General features: G+C 73.4%; 23 protein-coding genes. 10 read left to right on the forward strand and 13 right to left on the reverse strand.

The genetic code is table 11. The annotated features are described in order from the left end of the window. Positions 1–227 (forward strand): transglycosylase SLT domain-containing protein (locus tag ACOTKD_RS33360; RefSeq protein ID WP_424892743.1); only part of this gene is annotated, 227 nt, incomplete at its 5' end. 81 nt (positions 228–308) lie between these two features. On the opposite strand, the gene ACOTKD_RS33365 is transcribed toward ACOTKD_RS33360, so the two are convergent. After that, positions 309–1,412, reverse strand: coding sequence for a PP2C family protein-serine/threonine phosphatase (locus tag ACOTKD_RS33365; protein WP_424892744.1), 1,104 nt, complete (start codon positions 1,410–1,412; stop codon positions 309–311). Between the two features lie 71 nt (positions 1,413–1,483). Continuing rightward, a complete protein-coding gene (locus ACOTKD_RS33370) occupies positions 1,484–2,065 on the reverse strand; it encodes a TetR family transcriptional regulator (RefSeq protein WP_424892822.1) in 582 nt (193 codons plus the stop codon). Positions 2,066–2,169: 104 nt separating this feature from the next. Between ACOTKD_RS33370 and ACOTKD_RS33375 the strand changes: the two genes are divergently transcribed. The 3 genes from ACOTKD_RS33375 to ACOTKD_RS33385 all read left to right on the forward strand — a co-directional run bounded on the left by ACOTKD_RS33375 (position 2,170) and on the right by ACOTKD_RS33385 (position 5,031). After that, on the forward strand, positions 2,170–3,123 hold the full coding sequence (locus tag ACOTKD_RS33375; protein WP_424892745.1) for an oxidoreductase: 954 nt from the start codon (positions 2,170–2,172) through the stop codon (positions 3,121–3,123). A 113-nt stretch (positions 3,124–3,236) separates the two neighbouring features. Beyond that, positions 3,237–3,797 carry a GNAT family N-acetyltransferase gene (locus ACOTKD_RS33380; RefSeq protein WP_424892746.1) on the forward strand — a complete coding sequence of 187 codons (561 nt, stop codon included), beginning with the start codon at positions 3,237–3,239 and terminating at the stop codon, positions 3,795–3,797. A 286-nt stretch (positions 3,798–4,083) separates the two neighbouring features. Continuing rightward, positions 4,084–5,031: an alpha/beta fold hydrolase gene (locus ACOTKD_RS33385; protein ID WP_424892747.1), complete on the forward strand. Its 948-nt coding sequence runs from the start codon at positions 4,084–4,086 to the stop codon at positions 5,029–5,031. Here the strand turns inward: ACOTKD_RS33385 and ACOTKD_RS33390 are convergent. Next, entirely contained in the window at positions 5,011–5,583 is a 573-nt protein-coding gene (locus tag ACOTKD_RS33390; RefSeq protein WP_424892748.1) for a TetR/AcrR family transcriptional regulator, read from the reverse strand. The two genes, ACOTKD_RS33385 and ACOTKD_RS33390, sit on opposite strands and share 21 nt — an antisense overlap. Further along, positions 5,580–6,011 (reverse strand): SRPBCC family protein, encoded by a 432-nt coding sequence (locus tag ACOTKD_RS33395; RefSeq protein ID WP_424892749.1) that lies wholly within the window; start codon positions 6,009–6,011, stop codon positions 5,580–5,582. Before ACOTKD_RS33395 ends, ACOTKD_RS33390 begins: the two co-directional genes overlap by 4 nt. A 421-nt stretch (positions 6,012–6,432) precedes the next feature. Between ACOTKD_RS33395 and ACOTKD_RS33400 the strand changes: the two genes are divergently transcribed. Further along, entirely contained in the window at positions 6,433–7,125 is a 693-nt protein-coding gene (locus tag ACOTKD_RS33400; protein WP_424892750.1) for a restriction endonuclease, read from the forward strand. A 72-nt stretch (positions 7,126–7,197) separates the two neighbouring features. On the opposite strand, the gene dmpI is transcribed toward ACOTKD_RS33400, so the two are convergent. Next, positions 7,198–7,380 (reverse strand): 4-oxalocrotonate tautomerase DmpI, encoded by a 183-nt coding sequence (gene dmpI / locus ACOTKD_RS33405; protein ID WP_120752803.1) that lies wholly within the window; start codon positions 7,378–7,380, stop codon positions 7,198–7,200. 174 nt (positions 7,381–7,554) lie between these two features. Beyond that, on the reverse strand, positions 7,555–8,472 hold the full coding sequence (locus tag ACOTKD_RS33410; RefSeq protein WP_424892751.1) for a LysR substrate-binding domain-containing protein: 918 nt from the start codon (positions 8,470–8,472) through the stop codon (positions 7,555–7,557). A 275-nt stretch (positions 8,473–8,747) separates the two neighbouring features. On the opposite strand from ACOTKD_RS33410, the gene ACOTKD_RS33415 reads away from it, so the two are divergent. Further along, positions 8,748–9,431 carry a GNAT family N-acetyltransferase gene (locus ACOTKD_RS33415; protein WP_424892752.1) on the forward strand — a complete coding sequence of 228 codons (684 nt, stop codon included), beginning with the start codon at positions 8,748–8,750 and terminating at the stop codon, positions 9,429–9,431. A gap of 89 nt (positions 9,432–9,520) precedes the next feature. Here ACOTKD_RS33415 and ACOTKD_RS33420 read toward each other — a convergent pair whose 3' ends face one another. Further along, positions 9,521–11,125 carry an ABC-F family ATP-binding cassette domain-containing protein gene (locus ACOTKD_RS33420; protein WP_424892753.1) on the reverse strand — a complete coding sequence of 535 codons (1,605 nt, stop codon included), beginning with the start codon at positions 11,123–11,125 and terminating at the stop codon, positions 9,521–9,523. 226 nt (positions 11,126–11,351) lie between these two features. Between ACOTKD_RS33420 and ACOTKD_RS33425 the strand changes: the two genes are divergently transcribed. Next, on the forward strand, positions 11,352–11,576 hold the full coding sequence (locus ACOTKD_RS33425; RefSeq protein ID WP_235488807.1) for a hypothetical protein: 225 nt from the start codon (positions 11,352–11,354) through the stop codon (positions 11,574–11,576). Positions 11,577–11,653: 77 nt separating this feature from the next. After that, a complete protein-coding gene (locus tag ACOTKD_RS33430; protein WP_424892754.1) occupies positions 11,654–12,595 on the forward strand; it encodes an amidohydrolase family protein in 942 nt (313 codons plus the stop codon). A gap of 154 nt (positions 12,596–12,749) precedes the next feature. On the opposite strand, the gene ACOTKD_RS33435 is transcribed toward ACOTKD_RS33430, so the two are convergent. The 6 genes from ACOTKD_RS33435 to ACOTKD_RS33460 form a co-directional block, all read right to left on the reverse strand. Next, the gene (locus ACOTKD_RS33435) at positions 12,750–13,103 is read right to left on the reverse strand and encodes a peptidase inhibitor family I36 protein (protein ID WP_424892755.1); all 354 of its coding nucleotides are present in this window, start codon (positions 13,101–13,103) and stop codon (positions 12,750–12,752) included. Then, positions 13,100–13,576 (reverse strand): DUF2834 domain-containing protein, encoded by a 477-nt coding sequence (locus ACOTKD_RS33440; RefSeq protein ID WP_424892756.1) that lies wholly within the window; start codon positions 13,574–13,576, stop codon positions 13,100–13,102. The genes ACOTKD_RS33435 and ACOTKD_RS33440 overlap by 4 nt, the downstream gene beginning before the upstream one ends. Continuing rightward, complete coding sequence (locus ACOTKD_RS33445) at positions 13,576–15,078, reverse strand: flavin-containing monooxygenase (protein ID WP_424892757.1); 1,503 nt, start codon at positions 15,076–15,078, stop codon at positions 13,576–13,578. The genes ACOTKD_RS33440 and ACOTKD_RS33445 overlap by 1 nt, the downstream gene beginning before the upstream one ends. Before the next feature lie 70 nt (positions 15,079–15,148). Continuing rightward, positions 15,149–16,048: a 1,4-dihydroxy-2-naphthoate polyprenyltransferase gene (locus ACOTKD_RS33450; protein WP_424892758.1), complete on the reverse strand. Its 900-nt coding sequence runs from the start codon at positions 16,046–16,048 to the stop codon at positions 15,149–15,151. Next, the gene (locus ACOTKD_RS33455; protein WP_424892759.1) at positions 16,045–16,773 is read right to left on the reverse strand and encodes a methyltransferase domain-containing protein; all 729 of its coding nucleotides are present in this window, start codon (positions 16,771–16,773) and stop codon (positions 16,045–16,047) included. The genes ACOTKD_RS33450 and ACOTKD_RS33455 overlap by 4 nt, the downstream gene beginning before the upstream one ends. 183 nt (positions 16,774–16,956) lie before the next feature. After that, on the reverse strand, positions 16,957–17,334 hold the full coding sequence (locus ACOTKD_RS33460; protein WP_424892760.1) for a hypothetical protein: 378 nt from the start codon (positions 17,332–17,334) through the stop codon (positions 16,957–16,959). Between the two features lie 249 nt (positions 17,335–17,583). On the opposite strand from ACOTKD_RS33460, the gene ACOTKD_RS33465 reads away from it, so the two are divergent. Together ACOTKD_RS33465 and ACOTKD_RS33470 are read left to right on the forward strand one after the other, a co-directional pair. Continuing rightward, positions 17,584–18,351: a carbonic anhydrase gene (locus ACOTKD_RS33465; protein ID WP_424892761.1), complete on the forward strand. Its 768-nt coding sequence runs from the start codon at positions 17,584–17,586 to the stop codon at positions 18,349–18,351. Between the two features lie 136 nt (positions 18,352–18,487). Beyond that, positions 18,488–19,471 carry a phytoene/squalene synthase family protein gene (locus ACOTKD_RS33470; protein WP_424892762.1) on the forward strand — a complete coding sequence of 328 codons (984 nt, stop codon included), beginning with the start codon at positions 18,488–18,490 and terminating at the stop codon, positions 19,469–19,471. Positions 19,472–19,642 lie beyond the last annotated feature (171 nt).

The following is a 19,642-nucleotide window of genomic DNA, read 5'->3' on the forward strand; positions in this document are numbered from 1 at the left end:
TGCGTGAGTCGACGGGCAACCCCCGCGCCATCAACGACTGGGACGTCAACGCCGTCAACGGCGTCCCGTCGAAGGGTCTGCTGCAGATGATCGACCCGACGTTCAAGGCGTACCACGTCGAGGGCACCTCGTGGGACATCTACGACCCGGTCGCCAACATCACCGCCGCCTGTAACTACGCGGCCGACAAGTACGGCTCGATGGACAACGTGAACTCCGCGTACTGATCCACGACAGTGACATGAACCACCGCGAAGGGCGGTGGCACCCCGGAACCCCGGGGCGCCACCGCCCTTCGCGTCGTTCGGCTACGGCTTGCGCCTGATGGCGATCAGCGCGACGTCGTCGCCGAGGGATCCGCCCGCGTGGGCGAGCAGGTCCTCGTGGAGGCGCCGGACCAGGCGCCGGGGGTCCCGTTCGCCCCACGACGCCAGACGCTCGGCGAGGGGGTAGAAGGCGCCGTGGGCGTCGCGGGCCTCGATGACGCCGTCGGTGTAGAGCAGGAGCAGGTCGCCGTCGGGGAACTCGAACGCTGCGGCCTCGTAGTCGTCTTCCGTCGTGGGCGTCCCCAGGCCGAGGGGCAGGTACGGGTCGGGGATCTCCAGGGGTACGACGTCGCCGCCGCGGACGAGGAGCGGCGGCGGGTGGCCGCAGTCGATGACGTGGACCCGGGGCCGGTCGTCGGGGATCTCCAGCACGGCCGCCGTGACGAAGCCCTCCCCGGCCGCGAGGTCGTCGGCCGGTTCCCCGGAGTCCCAGTACACGGTGTTGTGCAGGTGGGCGACCAGCCGGGGGAGCGGGGGGAAGCGGTGCGCGGCGGCGCGGAAGGCGCCGAGGAGCAGGGCGGCGTCCCCGACGGCCGTGAAGCCCTTGCCGCGGCAGTCGCCGATCATGACGCGGGTGGCGTTCCGGGCGCGGACCGCCGCGTACAGGTCGCCGCCGATCTGCGCCTCGGCCTCGGCCGCCACGTAGGCCGAAGCCATCTCCAGCGGGCCGATCTGCGCCGGGAGGGGCTTGAGCAGGACCTTCTGGGCCACGTCGGCGACCCAGCGGGCGCGGTCGAGTTCTTGTTCGTGCCGCTCGTGGACGGCGCGGAAGGCGACGAGGAAGGCGGTGGCCAGGAACAGGGCCGCCGTCTGCGTCTGATGGTCCGCCGTCGAGGTGCGGCCGAAGAGGACGCCCAGGATGATCTGGGCGGTGACGGCCAGGACGCCGACCGCCGCGGTCAGCCGTGCGCTGCCGAACGTCGCGGTGAGCGCCGGTGCGACCACGAGCAGGGGGCCGAGGTGGATGTCCGGGCCGGTCACCAGGTCGGCCACCATGATCACGGCGATCAGCCCCAGGGGTACGGCAAGCAGCGCGCGCCGGCCCCCCGAGAGACGGGGCCCCGCCGGCGGGAACTGGATGCGCATGTCCCTTGCTTACCGCCCGCCCCCACCGCCCGGCCCCCGCGACACGGGGCCGGGGGAGGGACAGGGCGGTGTCAGACGGCGTCCAGCGCCGGGGCGATGACGGCGAACGCGCGGTCGATCAGTTCGTCCGGGTCCTCGGCCCCGTCGCTGCCGCTCCACCGGTGCAGCACCGCGTCGAAGGCGGTCAGGGCCATCCCGGCGGCCAGCCGCGGATACAGGTCGGCGCCGGGATCGAGGCCCAGGCGGTGCGCCAGTTCCGCCGCCAGGTCGTCGCGCCACTGCGCCTGGCGTTCCAGGAAGCGCGCGTGCAGGGCGGGGGTGCGCAGGATCAGCCGGACCACGCGCAGCGCCCTGTCGGAGTGGTCGGCGCAGGTGGCGATGGGGACGCCCACGGTGTGCCGCAGGGCCGCGGAGGGCCGCTCCTCGGGGGAGCGGGCCGCGAGCTCCGTGCGCATGTCGGCGCCCATGCCGGCCAGGAACTGGACGACCACGTCCTCCTTGGACGCGAAGTAGCGGAAGAACGTCCGCTTGGACACGCCGGCGGTCGTCGCGATCTCGTCGATGGTGACCGCGTCGAACCCCTTCGACGCCAGGAGTTGCAGCGCCGCTTCGGTCAGCTCGTTCGAGACGAGCTGACGCTTGCGCTCGGCCATGGTCACTTCGGGGCGGGTGCTCACCCGACGATGGTAACGCCATGCCTCGTATGGCACTTGGGAGCACCTTGACACCGAGTGACACGAGGGGCAATGTGTGCCGCATGACGAAGCGGGTGGATCAGGCGAAGCAGCAGTGGACCGTCGAGCAGATGCCGGACCAGACCGGGCGGGTGTTCGTCGTCACCGGAGCCAACAGCGGCCTCGGCCTGGCGACCACCAGGGCGCTCGCCCACCGGGGCGGGCACGTGATCCTCGCGGTGCGCGACGAGGAGAAGGGCCGCAGGGCGGCCGCCGGCATCACCGCCGAACGGCCGGGCGCCCGGCTCGACGTGCGCCGGCTCGACCTGGCCGACCTCGACTCGGTCCGGGCCTTCGCCGAACGGCTGCACGCCGACCACCCGCGACTGGACGTGCTCGTCAACAACGCCGGTGTCATGGCGCCGCCCCGGTCCCTGAGCGCGCAGGGTCACGAGCTGCAGTTCGCCTGCAACCACCTCGGCCACTTCGCGCTCACCGGGCTGCTGCTCGGCCTGCTGACCGCCGGGCGCGATCCCCGCGTGGTCACCGTGAGCTCGGTCAACCACCGCAAGGCGCACCTCCGCTTCGACGACCTCGCCGGCGAGCGCGCGTACTCGCCCATGGGCTTCTACAACCAGTCGAAGTTCGCCAACGCCGTCTTCGGGTACGAACTCCACCGGCGGCTGGCCGGCGCCGGCAGCCCGGTGCGCAGCGTGCTCGCGCACCCGGGCTACACCGCCACCGGCCTGCAGATGAAGGAGACGACCGGCTTGTTGCGGTTCGCCCTCGGCAGGATCGGGAACCCGCTCTTCGCCCAGGCCCCTGCCCGGGGCGCGCTGCCGCAGCTCTACGCGGCCACGGACCCGGGCGTGGCGGGCGGACAGTTCATCGGCCCGGACGGTCCGGCCGAGCTGCGCGGCGGCCCGGCGCTGGTGCCGCTCGCCCCTGCCGCGGCCGACCGCGCGACCGCGCGGCGCCTGTGGGAGCTGTCGGAACGGATGACAGGAGTGCGGTTCGCGATTCCGGCCGCTGCCTGACCCGGTCCGTTCCGGTCCGGCCCGGCCGTCTCCTCCGCACTTCCCGTGGTGAGATCCTTCTGTGGAGGTGCAAGGTGCACCAGTTGCGCTGGTTCCGGCCGTGGAGGGCGAAGATGTACGCGATATCCCTGGGCGACGACGGCGCGGAGCTGCGCCCGCTCGAACCGTGGCAGGCCCGGGAGTTCCTGGCCCACGTGGACCGGGGGCGCGAGTTCATCGGGCAGCGCAACGGGCTGCCCGACGTCATCACGGACCTGAGGTCGAGCCGGGCGTTCCTGCAGACGTACGCGGAGAAGGCCGCGGCCGACACCGGGCGGCTCTGCGGCATCTGGGCGGACGGCACGCTGGTCGGCGCGGTCTGCCTGCGGACGATGGACGTCGCACAGGGGACGGCCGAGGCGGGCTGCTGGCTGGAACCGGCGGGAGTGGGCAAGGGGCTGGTGACCCGTGCCGTGCGCGTGCTCATCGACTGGGCCGTCGAGGAGCGGGGCATCCACCGCGTGGAGTGGTGGGTCTCCGCGGAGAACGAGCCCAGCAAGGCCGTGGCCCGGCGCCTGGGCATGACGAGGGACGGCGTGCTGCGCGAGAGCTTCCTGTACCGGGGCGAGCGGCACGACGAGGAGATCTGGTCGGTGCTCGCCCCGCAGTGGCGAGAGGCCGGGCGGGCCTCTTGAGCCCGGTGGGCCGTACGGTGCGGGGAGCCCTGCGCCTCCGCTGATCGCCGGGCTCCGCCGCACGGCGCGCGGCTCAGGCCCCGGCGGTGGGGTGCAGCGTGGCGAGCAGGCCCCGGGCGCGCGTGCCGTCCGGCAGGTCCCAGCCGCCGCCGACGTGGCCGGTCGTTCCCTCGGGAAGCGGCGCAGGACCGTCCGGCCCGGCCCGGCCCGCGTCGCGCCGTCCGGGCCACCGGCGTTGTGACGAACGCGATGGCGGGATCCCGCGCCGCCCGTTACTTTGACGATCATGCAGGCAGACGACGGCAGGGCGGCCGGAGAGGCCGGGACGGACCGCCTCACCGGCACGGAACGCATGGTGCGGGCCGGTGACCTCACCCTGTGGGCGGAGGAGTTCGGCAGCCCCGGGCGGCCGACCGTGCTGCTCGTGATGGGAGCGGGAGCCCAGGGCGTCCAGTGGAACGACGGCTTCGTCCGGCACCTGACCGCCGCCGGCCACCGCGTCGTGCGCTACGACCACCGCGACATCGGCCGCTCCTCCACGGTCGACTTCGCCGCCCATCCGTACACCGTCGCCGACATGGCCTCCGACGCGCTCGCCGTCCTGGACGCCTTCGGGACCGACCGGGCCCATCTGGTGGGAGCGTCCCTGGGTGGCATCATCGCCCAGCGGCTGGCCGTCACCCACCCGCACCGCGTCCGCACCCTGACCAGCCTCTCCGCCACGCCCCTGGGCACCGACACGGCCGGAGCCGTGGGACGCGCCCTCGCGGGCCGGCCCCCGCTGCCGGGCGAACTCCCGCCGCCCACCGCCGAATTGCTCGCTGCCCTCGCCTCCTCGGCACCCGGGCCGCGGGCCGGCCGGGAGGAGTACGTCACGACCCGGATGCCCATGTGGCGCGTCCTGCACGGAACGGTCCTCCCCTTCGACGAGGCCGAGTACCGCGCGATGGAGGAGCGGGTGTACGAGCGGGCGCGCGACCGGCGGTCCGGGCTCAACCACACCCTCGCCGGAGCGGCCGGCGGAGACCGCACCTCGGACCTGGCCGGCGTCACCGCGCCGACCCTGGTGCTCCACGGCACCGAAGACCCCATGTTCCCGCCCGCCCACGGCGAGGCCACGGCCGCCGCCATCCCCGGCGCCCGCCTGGTCACCGTCGAGGGCCTGGGACACACCCTCCCCGCGGCGCTCGACCGGCGGCTGGCCGACGAGGTGCTACGGCACATCCAGCGCTGAGCGACCGCCAGGGGCGGTGAAGGCGCGGGCGCCTGCCTGCCACGTGCGGTCGAGGTCGGAGCCCTCCGGGTAGCGGCGGTCGAGTTCGAGGAGCACCATGCCGTGCGCGGAGGACCAGAGGGCCTGCGCGAGGTGGGGCTCGCCCGTGGCGAGGAAGAACGGGCTGCCCGCCCATTCCTCCAGCCCGCCGGGCAGGTCGGCGCGCGGTAGCGGGCCGGTGGTCGCGAGGCGGTACAGGCCGGGATGGGCGAGGGCGTGCCGCCGGTAGGCGGCCAGGAGCGCGGGCACGCGGCCGGCGGCGGGCGCTTCGGCCAGGGCGGCGTGCAGGACCGCCCCCATCTCGGCCAGGGCGTCCTCCACAAGAGCGGCTTCCACGGCTTCCTTGTTGCGGAAGTGCTTGTAGAGGGAGGGGGCGCGGATGCCGAGGCGTTCGGCGAGGGCGCGCATGGTCAGTTCGTCGCGGCCGCGCTCCTCCAGCAGTTCGCGGGCGGCGGCGGCGATCTCGGAGGCGCGGGGGGTGCGCGTGGTGCGGAGGGGCTGCTGGGTGCTCACTGGTGTTCGGCTCGCTGCTTGAGGGCGGAGTTCATCGCCGCGAAGGCGTCCTCGACGTCGAGCTTGCGGCGTATGAAGGGTACGGCCACGAGGACGCCGGTGAAGGTCTCGGCCTGGGTGAGCCGCACGCTGCCGGGCCCGGTCTCCTCGATGAGGAAGGAGTGCTCCCCGTCGAGGAGACCCGGCAGCCCGAGGCGCCCGAGCCAGCGCAGCTCCCTTCCGGGCACGGCGGCGCGGACCGTGGGGCGGAAGCGCATGGTGGAGCCGTTGTTGAGGAGGACGTTCTGCAGCACGGCGCCCGTTTCGGGCGTGCCCTTGATGCTGACGATGAAGGGATTCCACTGCGGGTAGGCGTCGAAGTCGGTGAGCACGTGCCACACGCGGGAAGCGGGGGCGGCGATGTCGATGCGGGTGCGGACCGAGTGCATGGGGGCTCCTGGCGGGCAATGACTTCTGGCTAACGGCGTTAGCCGCATGCCTGCAGCGTACGGCTAACGTTGTTAGCCGCGCAAGGGCCGGCATGGGCCGGGCGTACGCGCCGGAGCGTCGTCGAGGGCCGGCCCTCCCGCCCCGGCGGCGGCCGTGAGGCTGACGTCTGTGCGTCACCGGCGCCGGGATTGTCAGTGGCCCCTGGTTCCATGGGAGTTGCGCAGGAAGCGCACCGGACCCGGAGGGGGATCCACGCGTGCGATGGTTTGAGTCGTACGAGAAGTACGAGAGGTGCAAGAGGCGCAAGAGGCGCAAGAGGTGCGAGAGGGCTGACGGCGCGTCGGTCAGGGGCCGAGGGTGGTCGCCGGCCGGCGACCGGCAGGGCGTGACGCAACCGATTCCGTCAGCCGCGGAGCCGGCATGGTGAGCCGGCGCCGGCCGGTGCGCCGCCGTCGGTCCAGGAGACAGCAGCAGGCGGATGTTCGGGCGGTCCTGTTCGTCGTGGCAGGGGTCGCCGCGGTCGGGCTGGTCGTCACGCTGGTGCGGTGGCTCGCCGTGCACTGGTGGGTGGGGCTGATCGGCGCGGTCCTGGCCGCCGCGGCAGGCGGAGCTGAGCTCCGCCGGAGGCAGCAGCGCGCCCAGGAGGAGCGCCTCCGGGCCGGCGCGCTGCGGTACGCGATCTCCCAGCTGGACTCCCTGGACCCCACGCAGTTCGAACACGCGATACGGGACCTGATGTACCGCGACGGCTGCGCGGACGCCCGGCAGGTCGGCGGGAGAGGTGACAACGGGGCGGACGTGAAGGCCACGGACCCCTTCGGGCGCCTGTGGGTGATCCAGTGCAAGCACCGCCGCCAGGGCGACCGCGGTTCGGCGGTCGGCACCCCGGATCTGCACGTCGTCGCCGGTACGGCCCGGCCGTTGCACGGCGCGGACGTCGCCGTGATGGTGACCAACGGCCGTTTCTCCTCCCGGTGCCCACCGCTGGCCCGGACTCAGCGCATACACCTTGTGGACCGGCGCGTGCTGGGGGAGTGGGCGGCCGGTGGCCGCCCCCTGTGGGAAGTGCTCCGGGCCCTGCCGCCGCCGCGGCGCCCGTCGTCCCTGCGGTGACCCGGCGGCCGGGAGACCCCCGCTCCCGGCCGGGCGGAATTCCGCTGCTTCTCGGCTACTTGTTGTCGGCGGTTACTTGTCGGCGGTCAGCTTTCCCGCCACGCCCCAGCTGTCGGCCGGCACCTCGTGGATCCACACCTGCACGGCCTCAGCCGGGATCTGCAGGGAGTCCACGAAGGCGTCGGTGACCCGGGCCACCAGGTCACGCTTGAGCTCGATGTCACGGGGGCCCTGCTGAATGGTGACGATGGGCATGGGAGTGCTCCTTCACGGTGGGGCCGGTAAGGCCGGCGGAGGCAGTGAGGCCGGTCGGGGCCCCGCCGGCGGTTCCGGCGTTTCCTGCTGCCGGGAACAGTTCACCGCGCAGGGCCCCCCGCCACCCAGACCCGAATCGTTCTCGCAGCGATCACGATTCCTGATCGTCGCGGGTCAGGCAGCGAAGTGAGCGTCCGTCACGGCATCGTGCAGCAAGGCGAGCAGCCGGGAGGAGGTGCCGCTGCGGGTCACCAGCTCGACGGGCAGCCGGAGCGCGGGCGCGGCGAAGGGGACGAAGGCGACCCTCGGCAGCGTCATCCGCCGGGCGTTGCCGGCGTACACCACCGTCCACATCGGCGTGCCCGAGCCGATCGCTGCGAGGGTGTCCTGCAGGGAGCTGTACGCCGGGCCGGGCACGGGCTCGAAGCCCGCCTGCCGGCAGCTTCCCAGGACGAGGTCGACCAGCGACGGGTGGTTCCGGCGCTCGGTCAGGCGCAGCGGCAGCACCGCGAGCTCGGCGAGACCCACGGCGGGCCGGTCCGCGAGCGGGTGCCGGGCGGGTATCGCGGCCATCAGCTCGTCTTCCCAGACCACGCGGCGGTGCAGTCCGGCGCCGCCCTGCGCCGCCGCCGTACCCGCGGCCGGGTCGGCACCGCGGACGAAGGCGGCGTCCAGCCTGCCGTCGGCGAGCCGCGCGAGCCGGTCCCGCACCGGCAGTGCCACGAGCTCCACCCGTACGCCCGGCGCCTGCTCCTCGAAGGCTTCCAGCACCCGGTCGAGCCTCTCGCCGAGCCCGGTGATCGTGCCGAGCCGGAAGACGCCGGCACCGCCGCCGGCCAGCTCCGCGGCCACTGCCCGGGCGGTGTCCTCCGCGGCCAGTACGGCGCGGGCCGCGGGGAGGAAGGCCTGCCCGGCCGCCGTGAGCCGGACGAGCCGGGGCGACCGGTCGAACAGCTCGATCCTCAGCTCCCGTTCCAGCCGCCGGATCTGCTGGCTGACGGCCGGCTGGCCGATCACCAGCCGCTCCGCCGCCCGCCCGAAGTGCAGCTCCTCCGCGACGGTCACGAAATAGCGCAGCTGACGCAGCTCCACCGGCGCCCCTCCCCTGATCGACTTCCCGGTCAATCCGGTCGATCCTGCCGCATCGGCGCGGGCACACCGGACGGCGGCCCGGCACGCAGATGATCAGGCCGCCGGCCTGCGGGTCACCTCCCGCCGACCCGGCCCGCCTCGGTTCGCCCCAGCCGCCCGACGTCGCCCCGATGTCACCTGGCGTTCACTTTTCGGCCGCCCGTCCGGCGCCCCCCGGAGCGCACACTGACCGCACAGTCCAACCCCCTGTTCCTCCGCTCAAGGATGCAAGGCCCGTGCCCGTACCTGTCACCCTCCACGGTCGCGCCGTCCGGCTCGAGCCGCTCGCCGAGCACCACGCCGAGGCCCTGGCCGCGGCGGCCGCCGAAGACCGCGGCAGCTATGCCTTCACGCCCGTGCCCCACGGGATCGAGGCGACGGATCAGTACGTCGCCGACGCACTGGCGGCGCAGGCGGCGGGCCGGAGCGTGCCCTTCGCCACCGTGAGGGTCGCGGACGGGCGGGTCGTGGGATCGACCCGCTTCTGCGAGCTGGACTACTGGCAGGGCCCGGTGATCTGGCCGCCGGCCCCGCGCGGCCCCCTGGGCTCCCCGCTCACCGCGATCCCCGACGCCGCGGAGATCGGCGGCACCTGGCTCTCCGCACGCGCCCAGGGCACGGGCATCAACACCGAGGCCAAACTGCTGATGCTGCGGCACGCCTTCGAGACCTGGGGCGTCCGCCGCGTGTCCCTGCGCGCCGACGCCCGCAACGCGCGTTCGCGCGCCGCGATCGAAGGTCTCGGCGCGGTCCTCGAAGGCGTCCACCGCGCCCACACCCGCGGTCTGGACGGCGTGGTCCGGGGCACGGCGTTCTACTCGATCCTCGACGAGGAGTGGCCCGAGGTGCGCGAACGACTCCGGCGGCGGGTGGGCGGGTGCCGGCAGACGCCACGGACGCGCACGCTCGTTCCCGCGTGACGGTCCGGGCCCGTGCCGGTGCGGGCCGGGGGTCCGGTCGCGGGCACGGCTCCTGCCGAACGCGTCGGACAGGAGCCGTGCGCACCGGCTCAGGCGAGGGAGATCAGGTCCCGGTAGTCCTCGTTCCACAGGTCCTCGTCCGCGTCCGGCAGCAGCAGGACGCGGTCGGGGCGCAGGGCGTCGACGGCGCCCTCGTCGTGGGTGACCATCACGATCGCGCCGGGGTAGGAGCCGACGGCCGCGAGGACCTCGTCGCGGGAGACGGGGTCGAGGTTGTTGGTCGGTTCGTCCAGGAGCAGGACGTTCGCGCCGGAGTGCACCAGCCCGGCCAGCGCCAGCCGGGTCTTCTCGCTGCCCGAAAGGACGCCCGCCGGCTTGTCGGCTTCGGCCCCGGAGAAGAGGAACGCGCCCAGGACGCGCCGGGCTTCGCCGTCCGTCAGGTGCGGGGCGGCGGCCGCGAGGTTCTCCCGCACCGTGCGCGCACCGTCCAAGGTGTCGTGCTCCTGCGCGAAGTAGCCCAGCCGCAGGCCGTGCCCGCGCACCACCCGGCCGGCGTCGGGCCGCTCCTCGCCGGCGAGGACGCGCAACAGGGTGGTCTTGCCCGCGCCGTTGAAGCCGAGCACCACCAGGCGGCTGCCACGGTCCACGGCGAGGTCCACGCCGGCGAGGACCCGGTGGTCGCCGTAGGACTTGGCCAGACCCACGGCGCCGAGCGGCATCCGCCCGCACGGGGCGGGCTCGGGCAGCCGGATCTTCGCGGTCTTCTCGGTCCGGCGGGCCGGTTCGAGCCCGGCCAGGAGGCGGTCGGCGCGGCGCGCCATGCTCCTGGCCGTCACGGCCGTCGCCGACCGGGCCTTCATCTTGTCCGCCTGGGCGTGCAGGGCCGCCGCCTTGCGTTCGGCGCCGGCGCGTTCGCGGGCGCGGCGCCGTTCGTCCGCGTCCCGCTGCGCCAGGTACGTGGTCCAGCCGGTGTTGTGGATGTCGATCGTCGCGCGCGTGGCGTCGAGGTGGAAGACGCGGTTGACGACGTCGGCGAGCAGGCCCGTGTCGTGGCTGATCACGACCAGTCCGCCCGTGTGCGCCCGGAGGAAGGCGCGCAGCCAGGCGAGGGAGCCGGCGTCGAGGTGGTTGGTCGGCTCGTCGAGCAGCAGCGTGCCGCCGCGACCGGCGAAGAGGATGCGGGCGAGCTCCACCCGGCGCCGCTGCCCGCCGGACAGCGTGCCGACCGGCTCGTGCACGACCCGGTCGGGCAGCCCGAGCCCGGCCGCCACGCGGGCGGCCTCGGCCTCGGCCGCGTAGCCGCCGCCCGCCTGGAAGGCGGCTTCGGCACGGGCGTAGGCGCTCATCGCCCGCTCCAGGGCGCCGGGCCCGGCGGCGTCCGCCATCGCGGCTTCGGCCTTGCGCAGTTCCCGCAGGGCCCGGTCCAGGCCGCGGGCGGAGAGGATGCGCTCGGTGACGGTCACGGCCGGGTCGGCGGCGCGGGAGTCCTGCGCGAGGAACCCGACGGGGCCGGTGCGGGTGACGGTGCCGGCGCCGGGCCTGGCCCTGCCCGCCAGCGCGGACATCAGGGTGGTCTTGCCCGCGCCGTTGCGGCCGACCAGGCCGATCCGGTCGCCGGGGGAGACGGTGAAGGAGACGCCGGACAGCAGCAGGCGCGCGCCGGCGCGCAGCTCGGCATCGCGAACGGTAATCATGGGGTAACGCTCCGAAAGAACTGAAGGACACACTTCTGGCGTGGAAGCGGGTCCTCAGCTAGGAAATCCGGGGCGTAGACATGCGGCCACGGTAACCGCGTCCGTGTGCATGCCGCATCCCTTTATTGCGGAAGGCTGTTGCGGAGGGTCACTGCGGTAGGGCGGGCCCCGTCCCGGCCCGCGCCGTCCGGATGCATCCGGACGGATCCTGGCGCAGGCTGGAAACATGTCCGGACTCGCACGCGTCGTCGTGCACCCGCCGTCGTCGTCGGGCGGCCGGCGGGTGACGGTGGGCGCGGAAAACCTGGGGGTGGCGTACGGCGTCGTGGACGTGATCGAGTTCCTGCGGCGTGCCGGAGTCGCATCGGACGACATGCAGCTCGAGGACCCGGAGCTGATCGACTGGCGTGGTGGCGGGCCCGCCGTGTGGTCGAAGCCCGGAGAGGGCTGACCGGGCCGCTGCCGTCCCCGGGGGCTTCCGGCGTCACGCGCGTGCTCACGACACCCGTCTCACGAGGAGCCGCTGCCATGGCGATCGACGTTCACGCGCACATCTGGACGGACGCCTATCTCGATCTGCTCCAGGCGTACGGCAAGACCGACACCGCCACGCAGCGCGGGCTCGGCGCCGGCACCTCGGACGCGGACATCGAGGCGCGGTTCGCGCTGATGGACGAGGCGGGCATCGCGCAGCAGGTGCTGTCGGTCGCCCCTCAGTCGCCCCACTTCACCGACCGAGACCACGCGGTGCGTGCCGCCCGTACGGCCAACGACCTGTACGCGGAGGTGGTCGGGCGCTGGCCGGACCGCTTCCGTGCCTTCGCCGCGCTGCCGTTCCCGCACACCGACGCGGCGCTGGAGGAGCTGGAGCGCGCGCTGGACGAGCTGGGCATGGCGGGCGCGTGCACGACGACGTCCGTACTGGGCCGGTCGGTCGCGGACCCGGCGTTCGAGCCGGTCTTCGAAGAGCTCGACCGGCGCGGCAGCGTGCTGTACGTGCACCCGGCCGGCACCGGGGCCGAATCGCCGCTCATCGCCGGCCACCGGCTGACCTGGACGATCGGGGCCCCGGTCGAGGACACGGTCGCGGCGATGCACTTCGTCCTGGCGGGTGTCCCCAGCCGCCTGCCGCGGATGAAGATCGTGATCTCGCACCTGGGCGGGGCGCTCCCCATGGTGCTCAACAGGGCCGACCACCAGTACGTCCGGGAGGCCCCGGACACCCCCGAGAAGCCCAGCGCGGCCGCGCGCCGCATGTGGTACGACACCGTCGGCCACGGACACGTGCCGGCGCTGTGGGCGGCCGTGGAGTCGCTGGGCGCCGACAGGCTCCTCCTCGGGACCGACTTCCCCTATCAGGCGGGCGGCGAATTCCTGGCCGCCACCGACTACATCCGGCACTCCGGGCTGCCGGAGGGTCAGGTGGCGGCGATCCTCGACGGGAACGTCGCCGAGGTCATCCCGGCGTAGGGGCCTGCCGCAGCGCCCGCGCGTCCGCCGCTCACGGACCGGCGCGGGCGCGGAGCTCCTCCACGCGGGCCTCCGCCGGCTCTGTGCCGCGGGTGCGGGGTCCGGGAGCCCGGGCGCGGGGCGGCGGGCTCCCGGTGGGGGTGCCGGGCAGGGATCAGCAGGGGCGTGCCGAGCGGGCCGTGAGGCCGAGCCCCGGCGTGTACGAACCGGAGCGGAGGACGAAGGCCTGGCCCTCGTACGCCGGGCTCGGGTAGAGGCACCAGGTCTGCCCGCTCTGGTTCTTCGCGCTGCGGACGGGCGGGTTCAGCTTGGGCGCCGGGCGCTGGAACATTCTCGTCGTGCCCTCGGCGTCGGGCTCCGTCCACGTGCACAGGCCGACGACGTGCGGGCAGATGGGCAGCTGCTGCCGCGACAGGCTCTGCGCCGCGGTCGCCGGCAGCAGGACCGACGCTCCCACGACCGCGGCGGCCATCACGGACCTCACTGATTTCCTCGTCGCAGGCTTCATGCCTGCCTCCTCCCTGCGCTGGGCAGCGGGACGGTGTCCGGCTTGTGGCCTTTCCGACCGGTGGCCCCGCCAAACGGCGGAACGTCCCCGGGGCCGGCCGGGCCCGCGCCGGCAGCCGCGATCTTCAGCTGGCGGACGTACATGAAGACCGAGAAGCTTGCGCACAACGCCAGCGCCGGGGCGCCGACGATGTACGCCCACACGTACCGGATCCCGAGCCGCCGCGACTCGACGATCATGAAGGCGGACAGGGCCGCCCAGATCAGCACCAGGTCCGCGTAGACGAACTGGGAGGCGAGGTTCGTCAGGGCGTCGTGGACGAAGTTCCGTACGACGCCGTACGGGCCGGCGTCCATGTTCTCGCGGACGAAGGCGACGGCCAGCGCCCCCATGACGGCGGTTCCGGCGAGGCCGAACAGCCCGTAGAACACGCACAGGGAGCGGTCCCGCCCGTGGACGTCACGCAGTCGCATCACGCCGGCCTCCCGGGCAGCCGTTCGTAGGCGTAGTCGTCGAGGTCGAAGTGCCTGGCCCGCCACGCGGCCTCGTACGTGCTGGCCGGCCGGACGGCCGGAGCGTCCCCGCGCTCGTCGAAGTAGTAGCTGTTCGAACGCCTGCAGCTCCCGTGGGCGAACACCGTGCCCGGCACGCGGCGCAGCGTCTCCCGGAACGACCTGTCGTGCTTCTCCGGCCGGACGACGGCCTGCGTGGCGCGCCGGCGCCGGGCCTCGCGGATCACCCGCAAGGCGTGGGTGACCTGGTAGTCGATCATGCCGAACCACGAGCCGCCGGTGAAGGAGTACGGCCCGACGATGAACCAGAGGTTCGGGAACCCCTTGACCGACGTCCCCTCGTACGTCTGGAACCGCTCGGTCCGCCAGAACTCCCTGAGTTCACGGCCGCCGGTCCCGTGCACGGGGAAGGGCGGAAGGTTCTCCAGGGTCCGGAAGCCGGTGGCCAGGACCAGCACGTCGAAGCGCTGCTCGTCGCCGTCGGCCGTACGGATGCCGGTCTCCGTGACGCGCTCGATGGGCTCGGTCACGAGACGGACGTTGCCGCGGGTGAAGGCCCGCCAGTAGCCCTTGCCGAACGACGGCCGCTTGCAGCCCAGCCGGTACGCGGGAGTCAGCTTGGCCATCAGCTCGCGGTCGCCCCTGACCTGGCTGCGCAGGTAGAGCCGCGAGGCCGCTTCCCCCGCCTTCACCAGGAAGGGGAACCGGCGGTGGTGGATCATGGCGATCACGAAGCCGGCCTCCGTCGCGGTGTCCGTGAACAGCCGGATCGCCCGCTGCGTCCACGGCGCCGCCCCGAACAGCCGGCGCACGGGTTCCGGCACGGCGAAGTCCGGCTTCGGGAAGACCCAGATGGGGGTGCGCTGGTAGACGTGGAGGGACTCCACGCGCGGGGCGATCTCCGGGATCACCTGGACCGCCGACGCGCCGGTGCCGATCAGGCCCACGCTCCGGCCGGCCAGCTCCAGGGAGGGGTCCCAGTGCGCGGTGTGCAGGACGTCGCCCTTGAACGCGTCCAGCCCCTCGATGGCGGGCCGCTTCGGCTCGGTGAGCCAGCCGGTGGCGCAGACGACGAACCGCGCCGTCAAGGAGGCGCCGTCCGCCAGGAAGACCCGCCACAGGTGGTGCGGCCCGCTGTATTCGGCGCGGACGACTTTCGCGTGGAAACGCAGATTGGGCCGGAGCCCGTATTTGTCGACGCAGTGGTCCGCGTACGCCTTCAGTTCCGCTCCGGGAGGGAAGAGCCTGGACCATGAAGGGAAGGGCTCGAAGGCGTAGGAGTAGGAGAAGGAAGTGATGTCCACGGCGATTCCGGGATACCTGTTGGTGTGCCAGGAACCGCCGGCGCCGTCCTGCTGGTCGATGATGGCGAAGTCGTCCATGCCGGCCCGGCGCAGACCGATTCCCGTGCCTATTCCGGCGAATCCGGCGCCTATCACCAGCACTTCGTGATCCGGTGTCACTGATGTTTCTCCTTCGGCCGGGTGCAGCGGCTGCACCGGCTGGTCACAGGGGCCGGGCCGAACCGGCTGGTCACAGGGCCAGGCCGATCGCCAGCAGGGTCCCGAACGCGAGCAGCAGCAGACAGGTGTGCTCCAGGGCCGCTATGAGGTCCCTGCCGCGCGCCCCGTTCAGCACCCGGCGGAGCGGGAAGCCGGCGGACGGGACGGCGGCGATCACCAGTAGTGCCCAGGGCCGGGCGCCCGCCAGGAGCAGTGCGGACGCGAAGGCGCCGGTGACGCAGAGCGCGTAGTAGACGCGGGTGCGCTTGTCGCCCAGCAGCACGGCGACGGTGATCTTTCCCGCGGCGGCGTCGGTCCGTATGTCGCGGAGGTTGTTCGTCGTCAGCAGTGCGCAGGACAGCAGGCCGATGGGCACGGACGCGCCGAGCGCCAGCAGGGGCACGTGGCCGAGCTGGACGGCGGCCGTGGTGCACACGGCGATCACGCCGTGGAAGAGGAAGATGCTGAGGTCGCCGAGCGCGCGGTAGCCGTACGGCCGGGGGCCGCCGGTGTAGAACCAGCCGGCGAGCCCGCAGTACACCGTCACGGCGAGCATCCACCAGGAGACCGTCACGGCCAGGACCACCCCGGTCACGATCGCCACGGCGTACAGGAACATCCCGAAGCGGAGGACCTGCCGGGGCGAAGCCCGGCCGGAGCCGACCAGCCGGGCCGGCCCCTGCCGGTCGTCGTCGGTTCCCCGCACCCCGTCGCTGTAGTCGTTGAAGAAGTTCGTGCCGAGGACGAAACCCAGCATGAACAGCAGCGTCAGCACGGTGCGCCACCAGCTGACGGGACCGAGGGAACGGGCGATCCCCTCCCCGACCGCGATCGGGGCAAAGGTCACGGGCAGGGTCTTCAGCCGGGCCCCGACCAGCCATGCCCGTACCGCGCCGCCGCCGGCCGGCCGCTGGTGAATGGCCGCCGTCACCGTTTCGTCCCCACGCCGAGGTAGAGGACGGAAGTGGACTTGATGGGAACCATGCGAACCTCCTCGCGTCGCCCGGCCAGATAACGGATGAAGTCGCGGAACCGCGGACGCAGCCCGAGCAGCCGGAGCTCCACGCCGTGCTGCCGCGCGACCCGGGCCAGCCGCTCCCTGTTCACGAAGAGGCGGTGGTCGTGAGTGCCGCGGGCGGGCCTGCCCGGAAGGGGGACGTTCTCGGCGAGCGTGACGGCGACCAGCCGGGCGGTCCTGGTGTCGGGAATGGTGTCGACGATCAGCGTGCCGCCGGGCCGCAGGACCCGGCACAGCTCCGCCACCACGGCGAAGGGATCCGGTACGTGTTCGAGGCATTGCCCCGCCGTGACGACGTCGAAGGACGCGTCGGCGAACGGGAGGCGGGTGATGTCGGCGCGGGCGACCGCGTCGAAGCCGTGCCCGAGCGCTTCCCCGAGTGCCGTGGCCGACAGGTCCACGCCGAACACGCGATATCCCTTGCCGGCCAGATGCGGACCGAAAAGCCCGCCCCCGCAGGCCACATCGAGCAGCCGGGCCTGTGGGGCCCCGGCGCCGGTATGGGGAACGGGAACGAATTCGGCGCGGGCCCGGGCGATCCAGCCCAATGGTGCGAGCGGCCCGCGAGGATCCCACCACTGACCGGCGAGACCGTCGTAATCGGAGATGAAATTCCGTCTGTACCCTGACACAACCACCGTCCGGGGCGGATCCGGGCCAAGTGTTTTTCCCGAGCCTTGGCATCAGCTGCGACGCGGCCTTTTCGGAGGCCGTTTCCACAGGCTAGGCGGGCCGGTCCGGGGGTGGCCAGAACGTGCGCCCCGATGCCCGCCTAACCCGTCAGGTGTGACGCCGGTCACGCGGACCGAGTGCGGCGTCGGCTACTGCCGCGGCTCCGGCCGGAATTCGTGGGTCACCTCGATGAGGCCGATGATGTGCCGGTTGAACTCGGCCAGTTCCTCCGCGGGCACCCACAGCTCCAGGATCGTGCGTCCGCCGGCCTGCCGGACCGGGTAGCGGGCGGCGAACGCGGCGTCCGCCTCGAAGCGGGTGACGTAGCCGACGCCGGAGGCGGGCACGTTCCAGTCGCGGGCGATGCGGATCGCGTAGTCCTCGTTCAGCACCGGATAGAAGATCGGCTGGTCGGGGAGGCGCGGGGGCCAGGCCCGCCGGCCGGACGCCTCGACCAGCGCCAGCTCCTCCGGTCCCGTCGGCCGCCACAGGGTCATGGTGCGTCGGCCGGCCGTGCTCGTGCTCATCCTGCTGTCCATCCGGTGTCTCGTCGGTCACCTCACCGTAGGCGAGGGGCCGATGTGGCGGCCAGTCAGTTTCCTTCCGCTGCGGCAGGGGTGCCGGCAGCGGTGCGGGAAGCGGTGCCGGCGGTGTCCGCTCTTTGGGCCGTAGGTGGTAAATGAGCCCGGCGGTCCTCCGCGCCTCCCGCGGGAGCACCCGCACCGCGGTGGACTATCTCCATCACCGCGTGTCAGCCATGCCGAGGAGAACGACCGATGGGCTCAGCAGGACATCCGCATCGCCGGGCGATGCTCACCGGCGGTCTCGCGGCCGCCGCCGCGGCCGTGCTCTCGGGGTGCGGGAAGGCCCCCGGGAGCGTGAAGAGCACCGGGAAGGCGGGCACCGACCTGAAGGCGACGCCCGCGCCGCCGACGGCGAGCCCGGCCACGTCCAAGGAGGCGCTCGCGCGGCTGCTGCAGGGCAACAAGCGCTGGGTGAACGGCAACCTCCAGCACCCCGACCGCGACCCGGACCGCCGTCAGTTCGTGGCGCAGACGCAGGAGCCGTACGGGGTGGTCCTCTCGTGCATCGACTCCCGCGTGCCTCCCGAGCTCCTCTTCGACACCGGCCTCGGCGACCTCTACGTGCTGCGCACCGGCGCACAGGCGGTCGGCCCCGTGGTCACCGGGTCCGTCGAGTACGGGCCCCTGACGACCGGCACCCCGCTGATCGTCGTCCTCGGGCACCAGCGCTGCGGCGCGGCCAAGGCGGCGTACGACGCCCTGCGCGACGGCGCGACCCTGCCCGGCAACCTGCAGGCGATCGTCGAGGCCCTGCAGCCGGCGTACAAGAAGACGCTCAAGCAGCGCGGCCCCGACCCGGTCGACACCATGATCCGCGCCCAGGCCGAGCTGACCGCGGCCGACCTGCGCTCCAACAAGGACCTCTCCCCGCTCGTGAAGAAGGGCGCACTCGCGGTGGTCAGCGCCTACTACTCGCTCGACACGGGCCGCGTCGACATCCTCAGCGGCGCCCCGGCCTGAGCCGCCCTGCGGAGGAGCGGAGCCGGGGGGGAGCGGGGCACGCCCGCCGCGAGGGCCGGGCGCCCGCCGGTGAGCCCTCACCCGCCCCGGGCGTAGGCTCGACGCTTCCCGGCACCCTCCGCAGGAAGTCACCACGATGAAGACATGGGGCAGGACGCTCACAGCCGCGGGCATTCACGGCCCGCGGCTGCGTGACGACTACACCCGTCAGCGTTCCCTGGTAGCGGCCTACCGCCGGCACGCCTACGCGGCCGTGCGGCTCCTGCTGCCCGCGGAGGTCGTTCCGCACGTCATCGCGGCGACCGCGTTCATGCACCACACGGACACGCTCCTCGACCGAGGCTCCGCGGGCGCAGGGGTCCCCGCCGGCGGGGGCCGGGCCGGAGAGGACGCCGCAGCGTGGGAGAAGGAGGTCGCCGGCGCCCTGGCCTCCGGGGAGAGCGGACACCCGGTGCTGCGCCCGTTGCTGCACACCGTCTCCGTGCACCCCGGCATGAAGGGCCACATCGAGGAGTTCCTCGCCGGGGCCTCCCTGGACCGGGACTTCACCGGATTCGCCGACGAGAGCGAATACCAGAGGTACGTGGACGCGTACGCGCTCCCGGCGTTCATGCTCGTGGCCGGTCTCGTGCTGGCGCCGGACGCGGGCTCCCGCCCCGGCTGCGACGCAGGCCCCGGCCCCGGCCCGGGTCCCGGTGCCGGCGCCGCCGGCAGCCGTACGCTCTGCCGGGCCTACATCGACGGGAGCCAGCGGCTCGACTTCGTCAACGATCTCGCCGAAGACCTGCGGGACGGGCGGCTCGCCCTTCCCGCGGAGGCGCTGGAGCGGCACGGCGTCTCCCGCGCCGACCTGGAGCAGGGACGGGACACGGCGGGGACGCGGGCCCTGCTGGCGGCCTCCCTGGACCGGGCGCGGCGCGACCTGCTGGCCAGCCGGCGGCTGCCCGGCTTCGCGCCGCCCGCCCACCGTGCGTTCATCCGGGCGTTCATCTCCCTGGAGGTGCTCACCGCCGACGCGGCCCTGGCGAAGGGCACCGCGGTGTTCGGCGGGCCGGCGCGCCCCGCCGTGCCCGCCGCGCTCGGGGTGCTCCTCCGGGAGTACCGGCGGCGGGGGCGCTGACGTGCTGGAAGCGTGTGCCGGTGTCCTCCAGGTGGATGTTCGTCGCGCCGCGGTTGCCCGGCGAGGCGCTTCCCCGTGCGTTAGTGTGTGGGCTCGTCGGCCGGCCGACGGGTGAAACGGGCCCGGGGCGGGGCCGGGGACCCCCGCCCGGGGGGCCCAGACCGGGGTGAC

This window comes from Streptomyces sp. XH2 (assembly GCF_049725035.1).
Taxonomy (GTDB): Bacteria; Actinomycetota; Actinomycetes; order Streptomycetales; family Streptomycetaceae; genus Streptomyces; species Streptomyces roseoverticillatus.

Excerpts from the sequence above, each read along its gene's own strand:
- ACOTKD_RS33365 (WP_424892744.1), bottom strand. The coding sequence starts at position 1,412 with ATGCGCATCCAGTTCCCGCCGGCGGGGCCCCGTCTCTCGGGGGGCCGG.
- ACOTKD_RS33370 (WP_424892822.1), bottom strand. The coding sequence starts at position 2,065 with ATGGCCGAGCGCAAGCGTCAGCTCGTCTCGAACGAGCTGACCGAAGCG.
- ACOTKD_RS33375 (WP_424892745.1), top strand. The coding sequence starts at position 2,170 with ATGACGAAGCGGGTGGATCAGGCGAAGCAGCAGTGGACCGTCGAGCAG.
- ACOTKD_RS33380 (WP_424892746.1), top strand. The coding sequence starts at position 3,237 with ATGTACGCGATATCCCTGGGCGACGACGGCGCGGAGCTGCGCCCGCTC.
- ACOTKD_RS33385 (WP_424892747.1), top strand. The coding sequence starts at position 4,084 with ATGCAGGCAGACGACGGCAGGGCGGCCGGAGAGGCCGGGACGGACCGC.
- ACOTKD_RS33395 (WP_424892749.1), bottom strand. The coding sequence starts at position 6,011 with ATGCACTCGGTCCGCACCCGCATCGACATCGCCGCCCCCGCTTCCCGC.
- ACOTKD_RS33400 (WP_424892750.1), top strand. The coding sequence starts at position 6,433 with ATGGTGAGCCGGCGCCGGCCGGTGCGCCGCCGTCGGTCCAGGAGACAG.
- dmpI (WP_120752803.1), bottom strand. The coding sequence starts at position 7,380 with ATGCCCATCGTCACCATTCAGCAGGGCCCCCGTGACATCGAGCTCAAG.
- ACOTKD_RS33420 (WP_424892753.1), bottom strand. The coding sequence starts at position 11,125 with ATGATTACCGTTCGCGATGCCGAGCTGCGCGCCGGCGCGCGCCTGCTG.
- ACOTKD_RS33425 (WP_235488807.1), top strand. The coding sequence starts at position 11,352 with ATGTCCGGACTCGCACGCGTCGTCGTGCACCCGCCGTCGTCGTCGGGC.
- ACOTKD_RS33430 (WP_424892754.1), top strand. The coding sequence starts at position 11,654 with ATGGCGATCGACGTTCACGCGCACATCTGGACGGACGCCTATCTCGAT.
- ACOTKD_RS33435 (WP_424892755.1), bottom strand. The coding sequence starts at position 13,103 with ATGAAGCCTGCGACGAGGAAATCAGTGAGGTCCGTGATGGCCGCCGCG.
- ACOTKD_RS33440 (WP_424892756.1), bottom strand. The coding sequence starts at position 13,576 with ATGCGACTGCGTGACGTCCACGGGCGGGACCGCTCCCTGTGCGTGTTC.
- ACOTKD_RS33460 (WP_424892760.1), bottom strand. The coding sequence starts at position 17,334 with ATGAGCACGAGCACGGCCGGCCGACGCACCATGACCCTGTGGCGGCCG.
- ACOTKD_RS33465 (WP_424892761.1), top strand. The coding sequence starts at position 17,584 with ATGGGCTCAGCAGGACATCCGCATCGCCGGGCGATGCTCACCGGCGGT.
- ACOTKD_RS33470 (WP_424892762.1), top strand. The coding sequence starts at position 18,488 with ATGAAGACATGGGGCAGGACGCTCACAGCCGCGGGCATTCACGGCCCG.